Raw genomic sequence first — 17,224 nt, 5'->3', positions numbered from 1 at the left:
TATTTTTAAAAATCAGCATCAAAGCTAATTTCTCCTGTTCCACCAGATTTTACTCCTGCTTTTTGGTATTCAGAAACTCTTTTCTCAAAGAAGTTTGTCTTTCCTTCTAATGATATCATATCCATAAAGTCGAAAGGATTGCTAGAATTGTACACTCTTTCGCATCCAAATTCAACTAAAAGTCTATCTGTTACAAATTCTAAGTATTGACTCATCAATTTAGCATTCATTCCAATTAAACTTACTGGTAAAGATTCTGTAATAAATACTTTCTCAATATCTAAGGCATCAATAATAATTTCTTTGATACGGTCTTTAGGTACTTTATTTACGATATGATTGTTGTGCAAGTGTACTGCAAAATCACAGTGTAATCCTTCATCACGAGAAATTAACTCATTAGAGAAAGTTAATCCAGGTAACAATCCACGTTTTTTCATCCAGAAAATAGCACAGAAACTACCTGAAAAGAAAATTCCTTCAACAGCTGCAAAAGCAATTAAACGCTCTGCAAAAGATTCTGATTCTATCCATTTTAAAGCCCAATCTGCTTTTAATTTAATTGCAGGAAAATATTCAATAGCTTTAAAAAGTTTATTTTTTTCATCTTCATTTTTCACATAAGTGTCAATCAATAAAGAATAAACTTCTGAGTGAATGTTTTCCATCATAATTTGGAAACCATAGAAGAATTTTGCCTCGGCATATTGAACTTCACTTACAAAGTTTTCTGCTAAATTTTCGTTTACAATACCATCAGATGCCGCAAAGAAAGCTAAAATGTGTTTGATGAAATAACGTTCATCATCATTTAATTTATTTTCCCAATCAACAACATCTTGGTGCAAGTCAATTTCTTCAGCTGTCCAAATACTTGCTTCTTGTTTTTTGTACCATTCCCAAATATCTTGGTGTTGGATAGGAAAAATTACGAATCTATTTGGGTCTTCTTGTAAAATTGGTTCAACTTGAGACATATCTTTTATTTAATTTCTAGTGTGATTATTATTTTATCGTGCTAACAAAGATTGCAAAAAATAGTCTTGAATGAAAGAACTACTTATCCACAAAACTTGAAAGTTCTTAACAATCGGTCAAAATACAGTATAAACACTGACTTTTTACAAAACACTACAAAACAAGTATTTATATTTAAAACTGTTTTAAATAAACAAAATCAGATAATAAAAAAAAGCCCAACAAACAAAGAATTTGTAAAGGCTTTTTTTAACTTTTTTAAGAATAAACTTGTTAACTATTCTTCTGTTTTTTCCATTCTTCTGCAACTTTTTCTAATTCCATATACCAATTTTCTCCAAACTTTAAAATCAGCGCATTTTTTAAAAATTTATATACAGGAACTTGTAATTCTTTTCCTAAAGAACAGGCATCATCGCAAATTTCCCAATGGTGATAATTTACAGCAGAAAATTCTTCGTACTCTTGAACACGAACTGGATATAAATGACATGAAATTGGTTTTTTCCAATCTACTAGTCCTAGATTATAAGCTTGTTCAATTCCACAAGAAGTAACCCCTTTTTCATCAAAAGTAACAAAAGCACATTCTTTGTTATTTACCAAAGTAGTCTCATGCTCTCCAAACTTAGAGGTTGTATAAACTCCTTGTTCTTCAATAGCCTTTATTCCTTCTGGACGTAATAAATGCTTAATTTTTGGATATACCTCATTTAATTTTTTAATTTCCTCATCTAACACAGGGGCTCCTGCTTCTCCAGCCACACAACACTCTCCTTTACAAGCAGCAATATTACATACAAAATCATTTTCTATGACTTCTTCAGATACTAGTGTTTTTCCTATTTGAAACATACGTTATTTGGTATAAAAAAAGAGCCCATTAAATAGGCTCTTTATATTCTCTTCAAAAATAAAAAATTATTTTTTATTTACTTCTTTAATATACTTTTCTAAAGCCATCGTCATAGAAGGTGTTTCTGGTGATGGTGCTGCAATATCAACTTTTAAACCAGCTTCAGTTGCTGCTTTTACCGTTGAATTTCCATAAACGGCAATTCTTGTGTCGTTTTGTTTAAACTCTGGGAAATTCTTAAATAAAGATTGAATTCCAGATGGGCTAAAAAACACCAAAACATCATACGTTACTTTTTCTAAATCTGACAAATCACTAGTAACCGTTCTATACAAATCAGCTCTTGTCCAATCTACTCCCATTGCATTTAAAGACTCAGGAATTAAATCTTTTAATTTATCTGATGATGGTAGTAAGAATTTTTCTGTTTTGTGTTTTTTAATCAATTCACACAATTCAGGAAAAGTTCTTTTTCCCACATAAATTTTACGTTTTCTGTAAACAACATATTTCTGTAAGTAGTAAGCAACTGCTTCTGATTGACAGAAATATTTTAATTCGTTAGGCACTTTAAATCTCATTTCTTCAGCAATTCTGAAAAAATGATCTACTGCATTTCTACTAGTTAGTATAATAGCAGAATATTTTCCTAAGTCAATTTTTTGATTACGAACCTCTCTTACAGTTAATCCTTCAACGTGAATAAAAGATCTAAAATCTATTTTCACTTTTTGCTTTTCTGATAAAATTGAAAAGGGTGATTGTTGGTCTGTTTTAGGCTCTGGCTGAGATACTAATATTGTTTTTACTTTCATCTTTTTCTTACTCTGTATAGCTTTTGAATAAATAAATAAACGGCACTATTTCTAGCGTGCAAAGATACAAAATAATATATAAAATCTTGCCTGACAGCAGGTTTTTATTGTTCAAAACAATGATTATAAATCTAATAAAGTATAGAATTAAAGCAGTTATTAACACAAAAATTCTAGAAGAATTATAAATATCTAAATGCAAAAAAACATAACATAAAAGCAAAAAAACCATCAACAAAACCACAGCTAAATAACTGGTTTCCAGAACCAACATCTGTTTAAAATGTGATTTTCTTCTTGAAAAATTATACAAAAACTCTGACACTAAATACTTTATAAAAAAATATCCTGCACTTATATATACACAACCTCTAAATGCCTCAAAAAAATGTTGATAAATAAATTCACTATCATATAGTAAAAACATCAAAAAGAGCGCAAATACTACTGAAACATATAAAAAAACCAATATCTGATATAGCGAAAGCGTACTAACAGCATCGTGAGGATATTTATAAAAGTATTGATTAGAGAACAAACTTCTGAAAAGGAGTTTGGTTCTAGTTAAATCTACCATGCACATAAAAAAGACAATAAATAAAGGACTTAACAATACCAAACTTAGTTTGTTATAATATGAATTATCTACGAGTTCTAGTAGCATGTATTTTACTTAAAATATGGAATGAATGTTGCTACAAAATTAGGAATAAAAAAACGTAAATTTGGCAAAACAAATTTTAAGCATGAATCAGGTATTAATTATCATCCCTACTCTTAATGAAGTTGAAAACATCAACAATATTATTAAAGCAGTATTTGATATTGATTCTAATTATGATATTTTGGTGGTAGATGACAATTCTACTGATGGAACTATTAATATCATCAAAAACTTGCAAAAATCACATCCCAATCTACATTTAGAAATCAGAATTAGTAGTCGTGGTTTGGGTAAAGCATATATTCACGGTTTTAAATGGGCTATTCAAAGAGACTATGAATATGTGCTAGAAATGGATGCCGATTTTTCTCATAATCCAGAAGATTTGCCAAGATTGATTAATGCTTGTAAAGAAGGAAACAATGATGTTGCTATTGGCTCAAGATACATCAATAACAAAATTAATGTAATCAATTGGGACTTTAAAAGATTGATGTTGTCTTACTTTGCTTCTAAATATGTAAAGTTTGTTACAGGAATTCCTGTTTTTGATACCACTGCTGGTTTTATTTGTTACAGAAGAAAAGTATTAGAAACCATAGATTTTAGTAAAATAAGATTTACAGGATATGCTTTTCAAATAGAAATGAAATTTAAAGCATGGTTACACAAATTTAAAATAAAGGAAGTTTCTATTATTTTTACCGATAGAACTAAAGGAACCTCAAAATTAGATAGCTCAATTATTAGTGAAGCTATTTTTGGAGTGATAAGAATGAAATTTAAAGGATTGACAAAAAAATAAATTATGGGTTGTACAGTAATTAAGGGTGCAAAAATTATTAACGAAGGAAAAATATTTAAACGTGATGTATTGATTGAAAACGACATCATTAAAACCATCGCTAAAGATATTAAAGTACCTAAAAGTGCCTTGGTAATTAAAGCCAAAGGAAAATATTTACTACCAGGTGCTATAGATGATCAAGTTCACTTTAGAGAGCCAGGACTTACTCATAAAGCAAATATCGCTACCGAAAGTAGAGCCGCTGTAGCAGGTGGAATCACCACTTTTATAGAAATGCCAAACACGGTTCCTCAAGCAACCACTCAAGAATTATTGGAAGATAAATTCGAAACAGCTTCGAAAACATCATATGCCAACTATTCTTTTATGTTTGGTGGAACTAATGATAATTTAGAGGAATTGCTAAAAACAGATCCTAAAAAAGTAGCGGGAATTAAATTATTCCTAGGTTCTTCTACAGGAAATATGTTGGTAGATAACCCTGAAGTTTTAGAAAAAATATTTTCATCTACCAATATGTTAATTTCTGTTCACTGCGAAGATGAACAAACTATTAAAGATAATTTTCAAAAAGCTTTAGAAGAGTTTGGAGAAGACATTCCTATGGCTCAACATCCTATTATTAGAAGTGCAGAAGCTTGTTATTTATCTTCTTCAAAAGCCATAAAATTAGCGGAAAAAACAGGAGCTAGATTACATATCTTTCACTTATCAACTGCAATTGAAACAGAATTGTTCAGAAATGACATTCCTTTAAAAGAGAAAAAAATTACGGCAGAAGTTTGTGTACATCACTTAAACTTTAACAGCGATGATTATGCTAAAAAAGGAACTTTTATCAAATGGAATCCTGCTGTAAAAACTAAAAATGATCAGGGAGCCTTATGGAAAGCTTTATTAGATGATAGAATTGATGTAATTGCAACAGACCACGCACCACATACATTAGAAGAAAAACAACAAGTTTACACCAAAGCACCTAGTGGTGGTCCATTGGTACAACATGCATTGCCAGCTATGTTAAATTATGTTGATGAAGGAAAAATTACCATAGAAAAAGTGGTAGAAAAAATGTGTCACAACCCTGCTATTCTTTTTGAAATTGAAAAAAGAGGTTTTGTAAAAGAAGGATATTTTGCTGATTTGGTTTTGGTTGATCCAGAAAAAAGATGGACAGTAAACAAAGACAATATTCTTTACAAATGTGGATGGAGTCCTTTTGAAGGAACAACATTTAACAACACCATTACCCATACTTTTGTAAATGGTAACCTTATTTATGACAACGGAGTGTTTAACGACGACATTAAAGGAAAAAGAATTACATTTAATAGATAATGATTAAACATATTCTATACATATTTTTAGTAATTGGGCTCATTGCCTGCGAAAGTAATACTATTCCTAAAAAACCAGACAATCTGATTCCCAAAGATAAAATGGTTGATATTTTGGTAGAAAGTTACATTGCAAGAAGTGCCCAAAACGTAAAAAACATTAACAACGAAAGAAATGTTAACTATCTTAGTTTTGTTTACAAAGACCAAGAAACAGATTCTATTACTTTTAACGAAAGTTTAAGATATTACACTGCCGATATTAGTCAGAATGAAGAAATTTTAAGATTAGTTAAAAAAACTATTGATGAAAAACTTGATGCTTTAAAAAAAGTAAGAGATGAAATTTTTAAACAAAAGGTAGACTCTTTAGAAAAAGCTCAAGAAAAGGTTGTTGAGAAAAACATTGCGCTTTTTAAAGAAACTCAGGAAAAACAATTAAATACAAAAATTGATTCCATTAAAAAAGTTCAGAATGATGTATTTAGTTCTAAAATCAAAAAACTTGAAAAAAGTTTAAAAGATAGTATTACTATAAAATCAACCATTGATAAAAAGAAGTTTTTAGACTCAATTAATCAAAAAATTGATGCCACCAATAAAATTAAAAATGATTCTATTACAAAAGGAATAGAAAAAATAAAAAGCTTACAAGAGGAAATCCTCAAGAAAAAAATAGAAGACATCAAAAAGAAACAAAAAGAGTTTATTGATCAAAAAACAAGAGAATTAGATTTAAAGAAATATCTATAAAAACAAAAAACTACTTTATTTAACTATAAAGTAGTTTTTTGTTTTAAGGCATATACTCCAATCATTAACCAAGAGGCTAATAACAGTAAACCTCCTAAAGGCGTAACAAACCATATAAATTTAGAAGGAACCACTCCTAAAGTCAGCAAATAAATAGATCCCGAAAAACAGATAATTCCTGCAATTAAAACATTTCCAATTTTTTTCTTCTGAGGCTCCGTTATTATTGGAATAAGCATCAAAATTAACAATAACAAACTATGAGTTATTTGATACTTTACACCTGTTTCAAAACTATTCAATTGACTTTCTGTTAGCACATTTTTTAATGCATGTGCTCCAAAAGCACCAAGCATTACTGATAAAGCTCCACTAAAACTAGCTATGGCTATATATTTTTTCATATGGTTACATTTTTAAATAAAAAGATTCTGTTAACTGTATATATTCTTGAGTATACACATGTCTATCTATTTCTATTACAAGTTCATCCTCTAAACACCCTGTAAGTTCTTTGGTAAAACACAATAAACTCCTTTTAAATGGCAATTCCACTCTCCCTTTTACTCTTGTGATTTTAGAAATAAATAATCCTTGGTCTTTTGCCAAATTGATAAAGTTTTGCTCTTCAACATAGGGTATTATAAAAGTACAAATACCATTATCCTTTAGCATAAAAGAAGTGTAATATAATAAATCCTGAAAAGACAAATTATCAACATGTCTTGCTAAAGTTCTTTCAGCAGCTTCATTTTGATAAGTATCCGTATAATAAGGAGGATTAGAAACAATTAAATCGTATTGAACATCGTTTTTAAAACTCTGTAAACTAGTATTAAACACATTTAATCTGCTTGACCAAAGAGTATTGATAAAATTTAATTGAGCCTCTTTAAAAGCATTTTCTTCAATCTCAATAGCATCAATCTTTACTTCTAAGTTTCTTTGAGCCAACATCAAAGCAATTAACCCTGTTCCTGTTCCAATATCTAAAACATTATTTGCTTTTTTGACTGGAGACCAAGCTCCCAACAAAACACCATCAGTCCCCACCTTCATGGCTGATTTTTCTTGAGAAACAGAAAATTGTTTGAATCGAAACATTGAAAACTTTAGAAAGTTTAAAAATACAAATGTTTCTAATAAAATAAGTAGTATTAAGACAAATACATATCTATCAATCCAGGAGGAGTTTGTAATACCACACGCTTTCCTTTACGATCAATTTCTTTGATAAATTCATCAATCATGGGAATTAATATTTCTACGCCATCATTCATAATTTCAAATAATGGTTGTGCAGTAGTATCGTTTACACCTTTAATAATTCCAAATTCACCATACTCAACATCCACAGCTGTGAAGTCAATTATTTCGTGAAAATAAAATTTGTTTCCTGTTAATTTAGGTAAGAAAGAAAGAGGCAAATAAATTCCAGCATTCATAATAGCATCAGCATCTTGCTCCGTATCTACCGTTTCAAAACGCACACGTAATTGATTTCCTTTTTGCAGTAATCTTTCTTCAATAAAAAATGGAATCAAGTCTTTGCCGTGTTCGACAAAGACAGATTCCATGTTTTCATACAGTTCGGGTTCATCGGTGTCTAACTTAATAACCACCTCCCCTTTAAAGCTATGTTTTCTAACGATCTTGCCTAAATAAAAACAATCTTCTTTACGCATATCAATCGTTTAATAGAAATTACTCAGCAGTTTCTTCTGTAGCTTCTTCAGTTGCAGCCTCACCCTCAGTTGCAGTAGCTTCAGCAGCTTGTGCCTCTGCTAATAATGCAGCTTCAGCTTCTTGAGCAGCAGCAATACGAGCAGCGTTTACAGCTTTCTCAGCTTCTAACGCTTTAGCTCTTTCTTCAGCTTGCGCTTGAGTTAAACCATCTTTTTTAGCTTGAATAGCAGCTTCTTTAGCCTCTACCCACGCTTGAAATTTAGCTTCAGCTTGCTCTTCTGTTAAAGCTCCTTTAATTACTCCACCTTGTAAGTGTTTCTTTAACAAAACTCCTTTAGTAGATAAAATTGTTTTTGCAGTATCAGTTGGTTGCGCTCCATTGTTTAACCATTTTACAGATGCATCAACATCTAATTCAATGATTGCTGGATTAGCATTTGGATTGTAAGTTCCTAATTTTTCTAAGAATTTACCATCTCTTTTTGCACGAGCATCTGCTGCTACTACGTAGTAAAAAGGTTTTCCTTTTTTACCGTGTCTTTGTAATCTAATTTTTACTGACATAATTTAAAATTGTGCAGGTTCACGACCCACGTTATTAATTTTTGAGAGTGCAAATATACAATTATTATTTTCTCAAAAATAAACTTATTAAAAAAATCTATTCTTTTATAACTTCCTGTGCTTCAGACAATGGCTCTCCAACATATACCAATTTAAAATCCTTACCTATTTTAAATGATTTATTAGCTGATGCAATCACATATAACTCTCCTTTTTCATCTGCTACAAACAATGGAATCGTATTATTCTTTTCCGTTAACTCTTTATTTTTCTGTATAAAATCATCTTGAGATTTAATCTCAATTTCATTTATTTGAGGATATTCTCTTATCAATTCACTAAACTTTAAAAAGTCATCCTTGGTGGATAAAAAGTTGCTTCCACTATCTATTTTATCAGAATTTAATTCCATTTCAGACACAAACCTAAATGATGATGCCTTATCTATAGTTTTCTTAAAACTGCTAATTGCATGTTTATTTACTTTTTTACTAGCCGTTAAAGCCAATAAATAACCTATATCCGAAAACTCAATATTATCAGTCACCTCATCATTAAAAACATCAAATACCTCTGCATTTAATCCCATTTTTTGGGCAATACCTATGTTTTCAGCATTGTTATCAATCAACACAACATATCTGTTTTTTTCTTCTAAGTATTTAGCTATCACCCTAGAAACTTCTGAGGCTCCCACAATTAAAATTCCTTTTGATGAGCGTAAAAATACACCCAAAATTCTTGCTACCATTCTAGCTGTAGTGGCATTTAACAAAACTGTTCCTAATACAATTACAAAAACCAATGGTGTAATATATTCTGCTCCTGGTTCTCCTTGCGCAACTAACTTCAATCCAAATAAAGAAGCAATACCTGCTGCTACAATTCCCCTTGGCCCTACCCAACTAACAAATACTTTTTCTCTAAATTTTAATCCCGAATTACGAGTACTTAAAAACACGCCTAAAGGACGAACTACTAAAATAATAACTCCAAAAAGAGCCAATGTTTTCCAGTTATTCACCAAATAAATATCGCTAATATTCATATTGGCTGACAACAGAATAAAAAGAATAGAAATCAGTAAAACACTTAATGATTCTTTAAAGTGAAGAATCTCTTTCAAGTTTGGCAAATCAATATTTCCTAAAACCATTCCCATGACCACCACTGACAACAATCCTGATTCATGTGCAAAAGAATCTGACAAGACAAAAACGCCTAAAACATAAGCCAGTGTAAATACATTTAATAAGTATTTAGGCACCCAATTTCTTTTTAAAGTAAAATTAAATCCGTGAGCAAAGGTGAATCCAAAAGTAGTCCCAAATAATATGATTTTTCCAAACTCCATAATGGCAGTTTTGGTAAACTCATGCGTTTGTTCAATGCTAATAAACTCAAACACCAAAACGGCTACCAAAGCCCCTACGGGATCAATTAATATTCCTTCCCATTTTAAAATAGCTGCTACATCTCTTTTTAACCTGATGTTTCTTAAAATAGGTGTAATTACGGTAGGTCCTGTTACAATAATTAATGATGAAAATAAGAAGGAAATCGCCCAACTTAAATCAAACAAATAATGCACCGCTACCCCTGCTCCAAAAAAAGTAATGGTTGTACCAATGGTAATTAACTTAACAATAGCAGGTCCAACATTAAAAACCTCTTTCTTTTTTAGTGTTAAACCACCTTCAAAAAGAATAATACTGATGGCTAAGGATACAAAATAAAATAAACTTTCTCCTGCAAATAGTCCTTTAGTACCATTCCAAACAGGCTCTATCCATTTAGAACCATCTGGTGTTATTAATGTAGAAATTGGCCCTACAACCAAACCAACTAATATTAAAGGTAAAATAGCGGGTAATTTAAGCTTCCAAGCCAACCATTGTGCTAAAATTCCTAAAATAATAATTCCTGCTAATTCAATCATATCCAATTTATTTTAATCTGTGGTAAAATACGCTTTTTTGTATAATAAATAAAGGTGTTCTCACTGAATAAGAACACCTTTATTTATAAAATTTTTATGTTGTTATGATAGAAACCCAACCACTAATTTATAGATGTCATTTCCATTGGCAAAAGCCAATAAAGAAAGTAACAACACAAAACCAGTAATTTGAGCATATTCTAAAAATTTATCACCTGGTTTTCTACCTGTAATCATTTCATATAAAGTAAATACTACATGTCCACCATCCAACGCAGGAATTGGTAACAAGTTCATAAACCCTAACATGATAGATAAAAATGCAGTATTTGCCCAAAACACTTGCCAGTCCCAAACAGGTTTAAAGATTTTAGCAATAGAAATAAATCCTCCCATGCTACTTGCTCCTTTTTTGGTAAATACATATTTAAACTGAGCCATATAATCTTTTAAAGTCCAATATGCAGCTGCAGCTCCTTTATTGATACTTTCACTTAAACCATAGGTTTGATGTTTTACAGTAAAGTTTTCATCGGGATTAAATGCTGGAGTAACTCCAATTTTTTTATTTTCATCAGGGGTTACTGTTAATGTAACTAAAGCTCCATCTCTATCTACTTCAACCACTATCGCTTCTCCATTTGATTCTTGAATTTTAGATGTAAAATCTCCCCAATAAACAGATTTCTCACCATTTACAGATACAATTCTATCGTGTTTCATAAATCCAGATTGTGAGGCAGGTTCTCCTTCAATAACTGAATCTATTACAGCAGCAAAGCGTGGAGTAAAAGGCTTTAAATCATTTAACTGCCACATTTCTTTCCCTATATTTTCTGGTATACTTAAGTTTTCTACAGTTCCATCAATATGCAAAACTTCAATATCTTTAACATCTCTTAAAAACAATTGTTTGTTTACATCTAATACATTTTCTACAGGTTTACCGTCAACTTTTAAAAAAGTATCTCCATCTTTAAATCCATATTTTTTCATGGTTTGACTTACCGAAAAACCATTCTTAACATCTTTTGGCCCAATTATTTCTTGTCCCCAAACAGAAAAAATCATAATATATATAAGTAAACCTAATATAAAGTTTACAATAACTCCACCTAACATAATAATTAAACGTTGCCATGCTGGTTTAGAACGAAACTCCCATGGTTGTGCTGGTTGTTGCATTTGTTCGGTATCCATACTTTCGTCAATCATACCTGAGATTTTTACGTAACCTCCTAAAGGAATCCAACCAATTCCATAAACTGTATCTCCTATCTTTTTCTTAAACAGAGAAAACTTGTAATCAAAAAATAAATAAAACTTTTCTACTTTGGTTTTAAACAGTTTTGCAGGAATAAAATGCCCCAATTCGTGTAACACTATTAAAAGTGATAGGCTTAAAATAAACTGTCCTGCAATAATTAAATTCTCCATGTATTAATTGTAATTCTTTTTTAAGTCGAACAAATGTACAACTTTAATTATGTGTTCATATTTTTTGTGTAAAGTTTCTTAAATGCTTTGTAACTTTGATAAAAATTTCATCATGAACCAACATTTTTTTGCTAAATCTAAATACACCATTATTGCTATGAGTGTATTGTCGATTATTATTATTGCATCACTTTATCACCTCAACAACAAGTCAAAATCTTTGCCAATATACAACCCTACAGATGTAAATCCCAAATTGGTTGACGATAGTATGTTAAACATTTCCAAAAATCACACTATTGCTTCGTTCACATTGGTGGACCAAGACGGGAAAACAGTAACAGAAGCTAATTTTAAAGATAAAATTTATGTAGCTGATTTTTTCTTTACTCGTTGTGGAACTATTTGTCCAATTATGACTGACAACATGTCAACATTACAAGAAACTTTTAAAAACAATTCTAAAATTAAATTTTTATCGCATTCTGTAACTCCTGTTATGGATAGTGTTCCTGTCTTAAAAACCTATGCTGATGCTCACGGAGCAATCTCGGGGAAATGGCATATTACTACAGGAAGCAAAAAGATGATATACAACTTGGCTAGAAAAAGTTACTTTGCTGTATTAGATGAAGGAGATGGAGGAGATCAAGATTTTATACACACCGAACAATTTGTTTTGGTTGATACAAAAAAAAGAATCAGAGGCTTTTATGATGGGACCAACCTTAAAGAAATAGAACAATTAACTAAGGATATTCAGTTATTATTATCCGAAAAATAAAACCCCGCCATATAAAATATATAACGGGGAAAATTGCTATGAAAAAGAATTAAGCGAGCTTAATCCTTTCTATTTGTCGCACCAATAATAAAGACTTTACAAAAGACCATTAAATTCATTATAAAATTGTTCTAAAAACATTTCCATAAAACGATGTCTTTCTATAGCAATAGCTTTTCCCGTAGTAGTATTCATTCTATCTTTTAACAATAATAATTTTTCATAAAAATGATTGATGGTTGGAGCAGTGCTATTCCTGTACTCTTCTTTGGTCATGTTTAAATTCGGTTTTATTTCTGGGTCATACATACCTCTTTTCTTAAAACCTCCGTAATTAAAAGCTCTTGCAATTCCTATAGCTCCAATAGCATCTAACCTATCGGCATCTTGAACCACCTCTAACTCTTTAGACCTGAACTTTTGTTTTTCTTTCCCTCCTTTGAAAGAAATATTCTCTATAATTTTAATTACATGTTTAATTACCGACTCCTCTACTTTTTGTGATCTTAAAAAGTCACTTGCTTTTTTAGGTCCAATAGTTTCATCTCCTTGGTGAAATTTAGCATCCGAAATATCATGTAACAAAGCTCCTAAAGAAACAACTTGGAGATCACAATCTTCAGTTTTGGCAATTAATAATGAATTTTTATATACTCTTTCTATATGAAACCAATCATGACCTCCTTCAGCATTTTGTAACTGTTCTTTTACAAACACAATGGTATTCTCTATTAAACTATTCATTAAAACAATATATTTTATTTGGCGTTACGCAATAGTCCAAAGGAAAATCGCGTTCATAAACATCTTCTATTATTGCTTCAGCCTCAAAAAAAGACAATCCTATTTTGATTGTTTCGGAATTACACTTTGCTAAAAAATCATCATAAAATCCTTTTCCATAACCTACTCTATTTCCTTTTTTATCAAAAGCCAATAAAGGAATAAATACTACATCAATCATATTTTCTGGAACTGGCAATCCATTCATCGGTTCAGGAATTCCATATTTATTGACTTGTAGTTTTGTGTTTTCTGTTAATAAAAAATGTGATAACGTGTTGTTTTCAAAATTTGATTTTGACACTACAACTTCCTTATTTCTTGCAAATAAAATATGTAAAATATGTTCGGTATCAATTTCTTTATGTTCCTCAATTGATAAAAAAAGATGATAATAAGTTTTTTCCCAAACCTCTGTTTTTAATAATTGATTGGCTATTCCAATACTTTTTAATTCAACCTCTTCTTTACTCAATTCATTCCTTAAGGATTTATACTTTTTCCTTAATTCCATTTTATTCATATCCTAAACTTTGAAAAGTAAAATTAACAATTAATATTTCCTAAAATTGATTAATTTCGAACTATGATTTTAGTAACAGGAGGAACAGGCTTAGTAGGGGCTCACTTACTATATAAATTGTGTAAGGTAAACACGCAAGTAGTTGCATTGTACAGAAATGCAAAAACACAAGAGACCACCAAAGAAATTTTTAATTTATATGGTGATTCTAACAACTTTGATAAAATCATTTGGAGAAAAGCTGATATTATTGATATTCCTGCTTTAGAAATTGCTTTTAAAGATATTACCTATGTTTACCATGCTGCAGCCATGGTTTCTTTTTCTCCTAAAGACAGTGATAAACTAAGAAAAGTAAACATAGAAGGAACTGCCAATATTGTGAATCTTTGCATTGCTAATAACATCAAAAAATTATGTTATGTAAGTTCTATTGCTACGCTTTCTAAAAAACCTGGATTTTCTATCATGGATGAAGATTCTGAATGGAATCCTGAAGGAGATCATAGTGATTATAGTTTATCTAAATTCGGTGGAGAAATGGAAGTTTGGCGAGGTTCTCAAGAAGGTTTAAAGGTTGTGATTGTAAATCCAGGAGTGATTTTTGGATTTGGAGCATGGAATGTAAATACAGGAAAATTATTCCAAAAAATAAAAAAAGGATTTCACTTTTATACTACAGGAGTTACTGGAGTGGTAGATGTAAATGACGTAACCAATGCCATGATTACTTTAATGGATAGTAATATTAAAAACGAACGTTTTGTATTGGTAAATGACAACTATAGTTTTAAAAATCTTTTTACATTGATTGCCAAAAAACTTAACGTAAAGCCTCCTAAATACAAAATAGGAAAAGAAATTACTGAAGTTGTTTGGAGAATCAATAGCTTATTTTCTTTCATTAGTTTTGGGAATTTACAAGTAGGAATAAACAAATACAGCGCAAAAGCTGCACAGAAAAAAAGATTTTACGACGGTAGTAAAATAAAAAAGAGTGTAGATTTCACCTACACTCCTTTTGATATTACGATTGAAAAAATAGCTTCTAAACTATCTTAATCTTATTATTTTTAATCCATCTTTCTTTGTGTTTTCTATAGAATTCACAAATACTGCTTGATTTGTTTTGGTTGGAACACCTCCCTTTTTATAAACAAAAGCTGTTTTGGTTCTGTATGAAGGTGCATACAAATCTTTACCACCGTTTTTGCTTTTTAACACACGTAAAATAGCATCATAAGTAACATCAAAACCACGAGTAGCATGATAACTTGGATACTGATTGTTTTTTCTTAAATACGCCTGTTCAAAAGACTTATTTTCAATTTCTCTATATTCAACTTCATCTGTAGCATAGGTATAATGATATTTATACAAAGATTCATATGCTAATTTATTGATGTAATCTGATTTTTCAAAAGATAAAATTCTCACTGGAGTTTTACTTTTATTTTCCTTCGGTAAGCTCATCACATTGTTAAATACATCAGAAGTAACTACATTGTCTGTATCTGCTATTAAAATCCAATTTGGTTTGTCTAATTTAATTTTACTTAAAAAATCTGCTTTGGAAATATATCCATTAGATAGTGTTAAAACAGAAACATCATCTGCTAAAACATTTCCAAGACTATCTTTTTTAGACAATTGATTTTTTAATCTTACCAATTCATTTCTTTTTCCATTTAACCCTACAATTAACAAATGTTCTCCCCTTCTATTTTCTTTAATAAAGTCTAAAATTTCTTTTTCAAACAAACTTTTCTCAGAAGAAGTTTTTATCAAATTGCTATTCATAAAAGTAGATTGCTTTTTAGAATAAATAGGATAGTAAATAGGTGTACCTGTAAATTGAGTTGCTACATACATAGCATTAGAGCTATACAAAGGCCCCACAATTACATCGGGCTCCATTGCTTTAAACTTTGCTATGTTTTTATAAATAGAATCTACTGACTTTTCAGTATCTACTACTTTTAAATCTACTTGAACTCCTTGCTTTTTTAAAGAATCAATAGCTATTTCTACTCCTAAATAAAAATCAGAAACATAAGTTGGCAATCCATTAGAATTAGAAAACAACTCCTCTTTTGATAAAGAATCATTTTTCTTAAAATCAAAAGGTAACATCACCATGGCTTTGATAGATTTGTTAGTTACAATAGAATCTTTAAACCATTTTTGATTCCCAAAAAGTTGATGTGTTTTTTTAAACCCCATTAATAATTTTCCTCCATTATCTACAACATCTTTATATGTTGGATTTAATGATTTTAAAGAATCTAAAGACATCTTATAATTTTTTAAAACTACTGCAAGAGTATCTTTCTGACTGTAGTACTTATAAAAAACAGGAGTTTGCTTGTAAAATGGAGAGGCGGTACTAACCGCTACGCTTGTAATTACTTTTTTAGGCAACTTTAATACAGTTCCAATAACCAAACTATCTACCACAACAGTATCGTTAACCGCTAAAAGCTCCTGAACACTAATTCCATAAGATTTAGAAACACTATACAAAGTTTCTCCTTTTGCAATTATATGTGAGTTATCATCTGGTTTTTCACTTATATGTATTTGAGCAGCAGGATCATTAGATTCTGGAATTTCTAAAACAGCACCTATTTTTAATCCATCAACAGCTATTTTAGGGTTTGCTGTTTTTAAATCATCTATCGTTATATGGTATAACTTAGATATTCCGTACCAAGTTTCTTGCGCTTTTACAATATGATTTTTTGAAGGTTCCAAAATCTCTGGTGCTTTATATGGCACTTTTAATTCTTGTCCAATTTTTAAACCATCAAAGGTTAAAACAGGATTATTTTTTATTAAAGTAATCATTTCTACATCATACAACTTAGAAAGACTATACAAAGTCTCTTTAGGTTCTACAATGTGAATTACCATAGAATCAGTAGCAATATTGTTTGCTAAATCTTTTTTACGGTCTTTCTTTTTTTTTGTTTTCTTCTTTGTGTTTTCTGTAACTGCTGGAATCTTAATTAATGTATTTGATTTTGGCCATCTTGATATCTCTGGATTCGCTTTCATTAAATCTTTATAACTAATATCAAATTTTTTGGCTACATCTCTTAATGATTCACCTTTTTCTGTTTTGTATTCTTTTACTGTTTGTGCAAACATAGTTGCACTCATCATGATTAAAAAAAAGCTAAAAATTTTAAATATTCGCATAGTATATAAAGGTTCTTTTTCTGATAGCAATATTACATATATTATACCAATTATGTATAACTCATATGGGGTAATGATTCACTCAAATCAGTTTAT

The 17,224-nt window shown here is 30.2% G+C and carries 18 protein-coding genes; 5 read left to right on the top strand and 13 right to left on the bottom strand.

From position 1 onward, the window contains the following. Positions 1 to 5 precede the first annotated feature (5 nt). The 4 genes from BUB70_RS10750 to BUB70_RS14350 all read right to left on the bottom strand — a co-directional run bounded on the left by BUB70_RS10750 (position 6) and on the right by BUB70_RS14350 (position 3,313). Positions 6 to 977, bottom strand: coding sequence for a ribonucleotide-diphosphate reductase subunit beta (locus BUB70_RS10750; RefSeq protein WP_073121409.1), 972 nt, complete (start codon positions 975 to 977; stop codon positions 6 to 8). Between the two features lie 274 nt (positions 978 to 1,251). Then, positions 1,252 to 1,833 (bottom strand): DUF3109 family protein, encoded by a 582-nt coding sequence (locus BUB70_RS10745; protein ID WP_073121407.1) that lies wholly within the window; start codon positions 1,831 to 1,833, stop codon positions 1,252 to 1,254. A 66-nt stretch (positions 1,834 to 1,899) separates the two neighbouring features. Continuing rightward, a complete protein-coding gene (locus BUB70_RS10740) occupies positions 1,900 to 2,649 on the bottom strand; it encodes a uroporphyrinogen-III synthase (RefSeq protein WP_073121405.1) in 750 nt (249 codons plus the stop codon). A 7-nt stretch (positions 2,650 to 2,656) separates the two neighbouring features. Next, positions 2,657 to 3,313 (bottom strand): DUF4271 domain-containing protein, encoded by a 657-nt coding sequence (locus tag BUB70_RS14350; RefSeq protein WP_073121403.1) that lies wholly within the window; start codon positions 3,311 to 3,313, stop codon positions 2,657 to 2,659. A gap of 82 nt (positions 3,314 to 3,395) precedes the next feature. Between BUB70_RS14350 and BUB70_RS10730 the strand changes: the two genes are divergently transcribed. The 3 genes from BUB70_RS10730 to BUB70_RS10720 are packed head-to-tail and all read left to right on the top strand — an operon-like array spanning position 3,396 to position 6,211. Next, the gene (locus BUB70_RS10730; protein WP_073121682.1) at positions 3,396 to 4,118 is read left to right on the top strand and encodes a polyprenol monophosphomannose synthase; all 723 of its coding nucleotides are present in this window, start codon (positions 3,396 to 3,398) and stop codon (positions 4,116 to 4,118) included. Between the two features lie 3 nt (positions 4,119 to 4,121). Further along, positions 4,122 to 5,459 (top strand): dihydroorotase, encoded by a 1,338-nt coding sequence (locus BUB70_RS10725; RefSeq protein WP_073121401.1) that lies wholly within the window; start codon positions 4,122 to 4,124, stop codon positions 5,457 to 5,459. Continuing rightward, a complete protein-coding gene (locus tag BUB70_RS10720) occupies positions 5,459 to 6,211 on the top strand; it encodes a DUF4296 domain-containing protein (protein ID WP_073121399.1) in 753 nt (250 codons plus the stop codon). Before BUB70_RS10725 ends, BUB70_RS10720 begins: the two co-directional genes overlap by 1 nt. A 23-nt stretch (positions 6,212 to 6,234) precedes the next feature. Here the strand turns inward: BUB70_RS10720 and BUB70_RS10715 are convergent, their stop codons facing one another. The 6 genes from BUB70_RS10715 to rseP form a co-directional block, all read right to left on the bottom strand. Further along, positions 6,235 to 6,615 (bottom strand): DUF423 domain-containing protein, encoded by a 381-nt coding sequence (locus tag BUB70_RS10715; protein WP_073121397.1) that lies wholly within the window; start codon positions 6,613 to 6,615, stop codon positions 6,235 to 6,237. Between the two features lie 4 nt (positions 6,616 to 6,619). Then, positions 6,620 to 7,315, bottom strand: coding sequence for a tRNA1(Val) (adenine(37)-N6)-methyltransferase (locus tag BUB70_RS10710; protein ID WP_073121395.1), 696 nt, complete (start codon positions 7,313 to 7,315; stop codon positions 6,620 to 6,622). 53 nt (positions 7,316 to 7,368) lie between these two features. Beyond that, entirely contained in the window at positions 7,369 to 7,896 is a 528-nt protein-coding gene (gene rimM, locus BUB70_RS10705) for a ribosome maturation factor RimM (protein WP_073121393.1), read from the bottom strand. Between the two features lie 19 nt (positions 7,897 to 7,915). Further along, positions 7,916 to 8,461, bottom strand: coding sequence for a 30S ribosomal protein S16 (locus tag BUB70_RS10700; RefSeq protein WP_073121391.1), 546 nt, complete (start codon positions 8,459 to 8,461; stop codon positions 7,916 to 7,918). Positions 8,462 to 8,558: 97 nt separating this feature from the next. After that, positions 8,559 to 10,400 carry a cation:proton antiporter gene (locus BUB70_RS10695; protein ID WP_073121389.1) on the bottom strand — a complete coding sequence of 614 codons (1,842 nt, stop codon included), beginning with the start codon at positions 10,398 to 10,400 and terminating at the stop codon, positions 8,559 to 8,561. A gap of 102 nt (positions 10,401 to 10,502) precedes the next feature. Beyond that, positions 10,503 to 11,837, bottom strand: a complete 1,335-nt coding sequence (rseP, locus tag BUB70_RS10690) for an RIP metalloprotease RseP (RefSeq protein ID WP_073121387.1) — start codon at positions 11,835 to 11,837, stop codon at positions 10,503 to 10,505. A gap of 112 nt (positions 11,838 to 11,949) precedes the next feature. Between rseP and BUB70_RS10685 the strand changes: the two genes are divergently transcribed. Beyond that, positions 11,950 to 12,621, top strand: a complete 672-nt coding sequence (locus BUB70_RS10685; protein ID WP_073121385.1) for an SCO family protein — start codon at positions 11,950 to 11,952, stop codon at positions 12,619 to 12,621. Positions 12,622 to 12,717: 96 nt separating this feature from the next. Here BUB70_RS10685 and BUB70_RS10680 read toward each other — a convergent pair whose 3' ends face one another. Together BUB70_RS10680 and BUB70_RS10675 are read right to left on the bottom strand one after the other, a co-directional pair. Further along, the gene (locus BUB70_RS10680) at positions 12,718 to 13,365 is read right to left on the bottom strand and encodes an HD domain-containing protein (protein WP_073121383.1); all 648 of its coding nucleotides are present in this window, start codon (positions 13,363 to 13,365) and stop codon (positions 12,718 to 12,720) included. Then, the gene (locus BUB70_RS10675; RefSeq protein WP_073121381.1) at positions 13,358 to 13,927 is read right to left on the bottom strand and encodes a 5-formyltetrahydrofolate cyclo-ligase; all 570 of its coding nucleotides are present in this window, start codon (positions 13,925 to 13,927) and stop codon (positions 13,358 to 13,360) included. Before BUB70_RS10675 ends, BUB70_RS10680 begins: the two co-directional genes overlap by 8 nt. A gap of 63 nt (positions 13,928 to 13,990) precedes the next feature. Here BUB70_RS10675 and BUB70_RS10670 point away from each other — a divergent pair, with 63 nt between their 5' ends. Continuing rightward, the gene (locus BUB70_RS10670; protein WP_073121379.1) at positions 13,991 to 14,989 is read left to right on the top strand and encodes an NAD-dependent epimerase/dehydratase family protein; all 999 of its coding nucleotides are present in this window, start codon (positions 13,991 to 13,993) and stop codon (positions 14,987 to 14,989) included. Here the strand turns inward: BUB70_RS10670 and BUB70_RS10665 are convergent. Further along, positions 14,981 to 17,128, bottom strand: a complete 2,148-nt coding sequence (locus tag BUB70_RS10665) for a LysM peptidoglycan-binding domain-containing protein (protein WP_084730264.1) — start codon at positions 17,126 to 17,128, stop codon at positions 14,981 to 14,983. The two genes, BUB70_RS10670 and BUB70_RS10665, sit on opposite strands and share 9 nt — an antisense overlap. Positions 17,129 to 17,224: the final 96 nt, after the last annotated feature.

It is taken from the genome of Wenyingzhuangia marina, assembly GCF_900130035.1.
GTDB classification, from domain to species: domain Bacteria; phylum Bacteroidota; class Bacteroidia; order Flavobacteriales; family Flavobacteriaceae; genus Wenyingzhuangia; species Wenyingzhuangia marina.
This window is presented reverse-complemented; position numbering and strand designations above follow the sequence as displayed.

What these genes read in the sequence shown, in the direction of transcription:
- BUB70_RS10750 (WP_073121409.1), bottom strand. Translation starts at nt 977, where the DNA reads ATGTCTCAAGTTGAACCAATTTTACAAGAAGACCCAAATAGATTCGTA.
- BUB70_RS10745 (WP_073121407.1), bottom strand. Translation starts at nt 1,833, where the DNA reads ATGTTTCAAATAGGAAAAACACTAGTATCTGAAGAAGTCATAGAAAAT.
- BUB70_RS10740 (WP_073121405.1), bottom strand. Translation starts at nt 2,649, where the DNA reads ATGAAAGTAAAAACAATATTAGTATCTCAGCCAGAGCCTAAAACAGAC.
- BUB70_RS14350 (WP_073121403.1), bottom strand. Translation starts at nt 3,313, where the DNA reads ATGCTACTAGAACTCGTAGATAATTCATATTATAACAAACTAAGTTTG.
- BUB70_RS10730 (WP_073121682.1), top strand. Translation starts at nt 3,396, where the DNA reads ATGAATCAGGTATTAATTATCATCCCTACTCTTAATGAAGTTGAAAAC.
- BUB70_RS10725 (WP_073121401.1), top strand. Translation starts at nt 4,122, where the DNA reads ATGGGTTGTACAGTAATTAAGGGTGCAAAAATTATTAACGAAGGAAAA.
- BUB70_RS10720 (WP_073121399.1), top strand. Translation starts at nt 5,459, where the DNA reads ATGATTAAACATATTCTATACATATTTTTAGTAATTGGGCTCATTGCC.
- BUB70_RS10715 (WP_073121397.1), bottom strand. Translation starts at nt 6,615, where the DNA reads ATGAAAAAATATATAGCCATAGCTAGTTTTAGTGGAGCTTTATCAGTA.
- BUB70_RS10710 (WP_073121395.1), bottom strand. Translation starts at nt 7,315, where the DNA reads ATGTTTCGATTCAAACAATTTTCTGTTTCTCAAGAAAAATCAGCCATG.
- rimM (WP_073121393.1), bottom strand. Translation starts at nt 7,896, where the DNA reads ATGCGTAAAGAAGATTGTTTTTATTTAGGCAAGATCGTTAGAAAACAT.
- BUB70_RS10700 (WP_073121391.1), bottom strand. Translation starts at nt 8,461, where the DNA reads ATGTCAGTAAAAATTAGATTACAAAGACACGGTAAAAAAGGAAAACCT.
- BUB70_RS10695 (WP_073121389.1), bottom strand. Translation starts at nt 10,400, where the DNA reads ATGATTGAATTAGCAGGAATTATTATTTTAGGAATTTTAGCACAATGG.
- rseP (WP_073121387.1), bottom strand. Translation starts at nt 11,837, where the DNA reads ATGGAGAATTTAATTATTGCAGGACAGTTTATTTTAAGCCTATCACTT.
- BUB70_RS10685 (WP_073121385.1), top strand. Translation starts at nt 11,950, where the DNA reads ATGAACCAACATTTTTTTGCTAAATCTAAATACACCATTATTGCTATG.
- BUB70_RS10680 (WP_073121383.1), bottom strand. Translation starts at nt 13,365, where the DNA reads ATGAATAGTTTAATAGAGAATACCATTGTGTTTGTAAAAGAACAGTTA.
- BUB70_RS10675 (WP_073121381.1), bottom strand. Translation starts at nt 13,927, where the DNA reads ATGAATAAAATGGAATTAAGGAAAAAGTATAAATCCTTAAGGAATGAA.
- BUB70_RS10670 (WP_073121379.1), top strand. Translation starts at nt 13,991, where the DNA reads ATGATTTTAGTAACAGGAGGAACAGGCTTAGTAGGGGCTCACTTACTA.
- BUB70_RS10665 (WP_084730264.1), bottom strand. Translation starts at nt 17,128, where the DNA reads ATGCGAATATTTAAAATTTTTAGCTTTTTTTTAATCATGATGAGTGCA.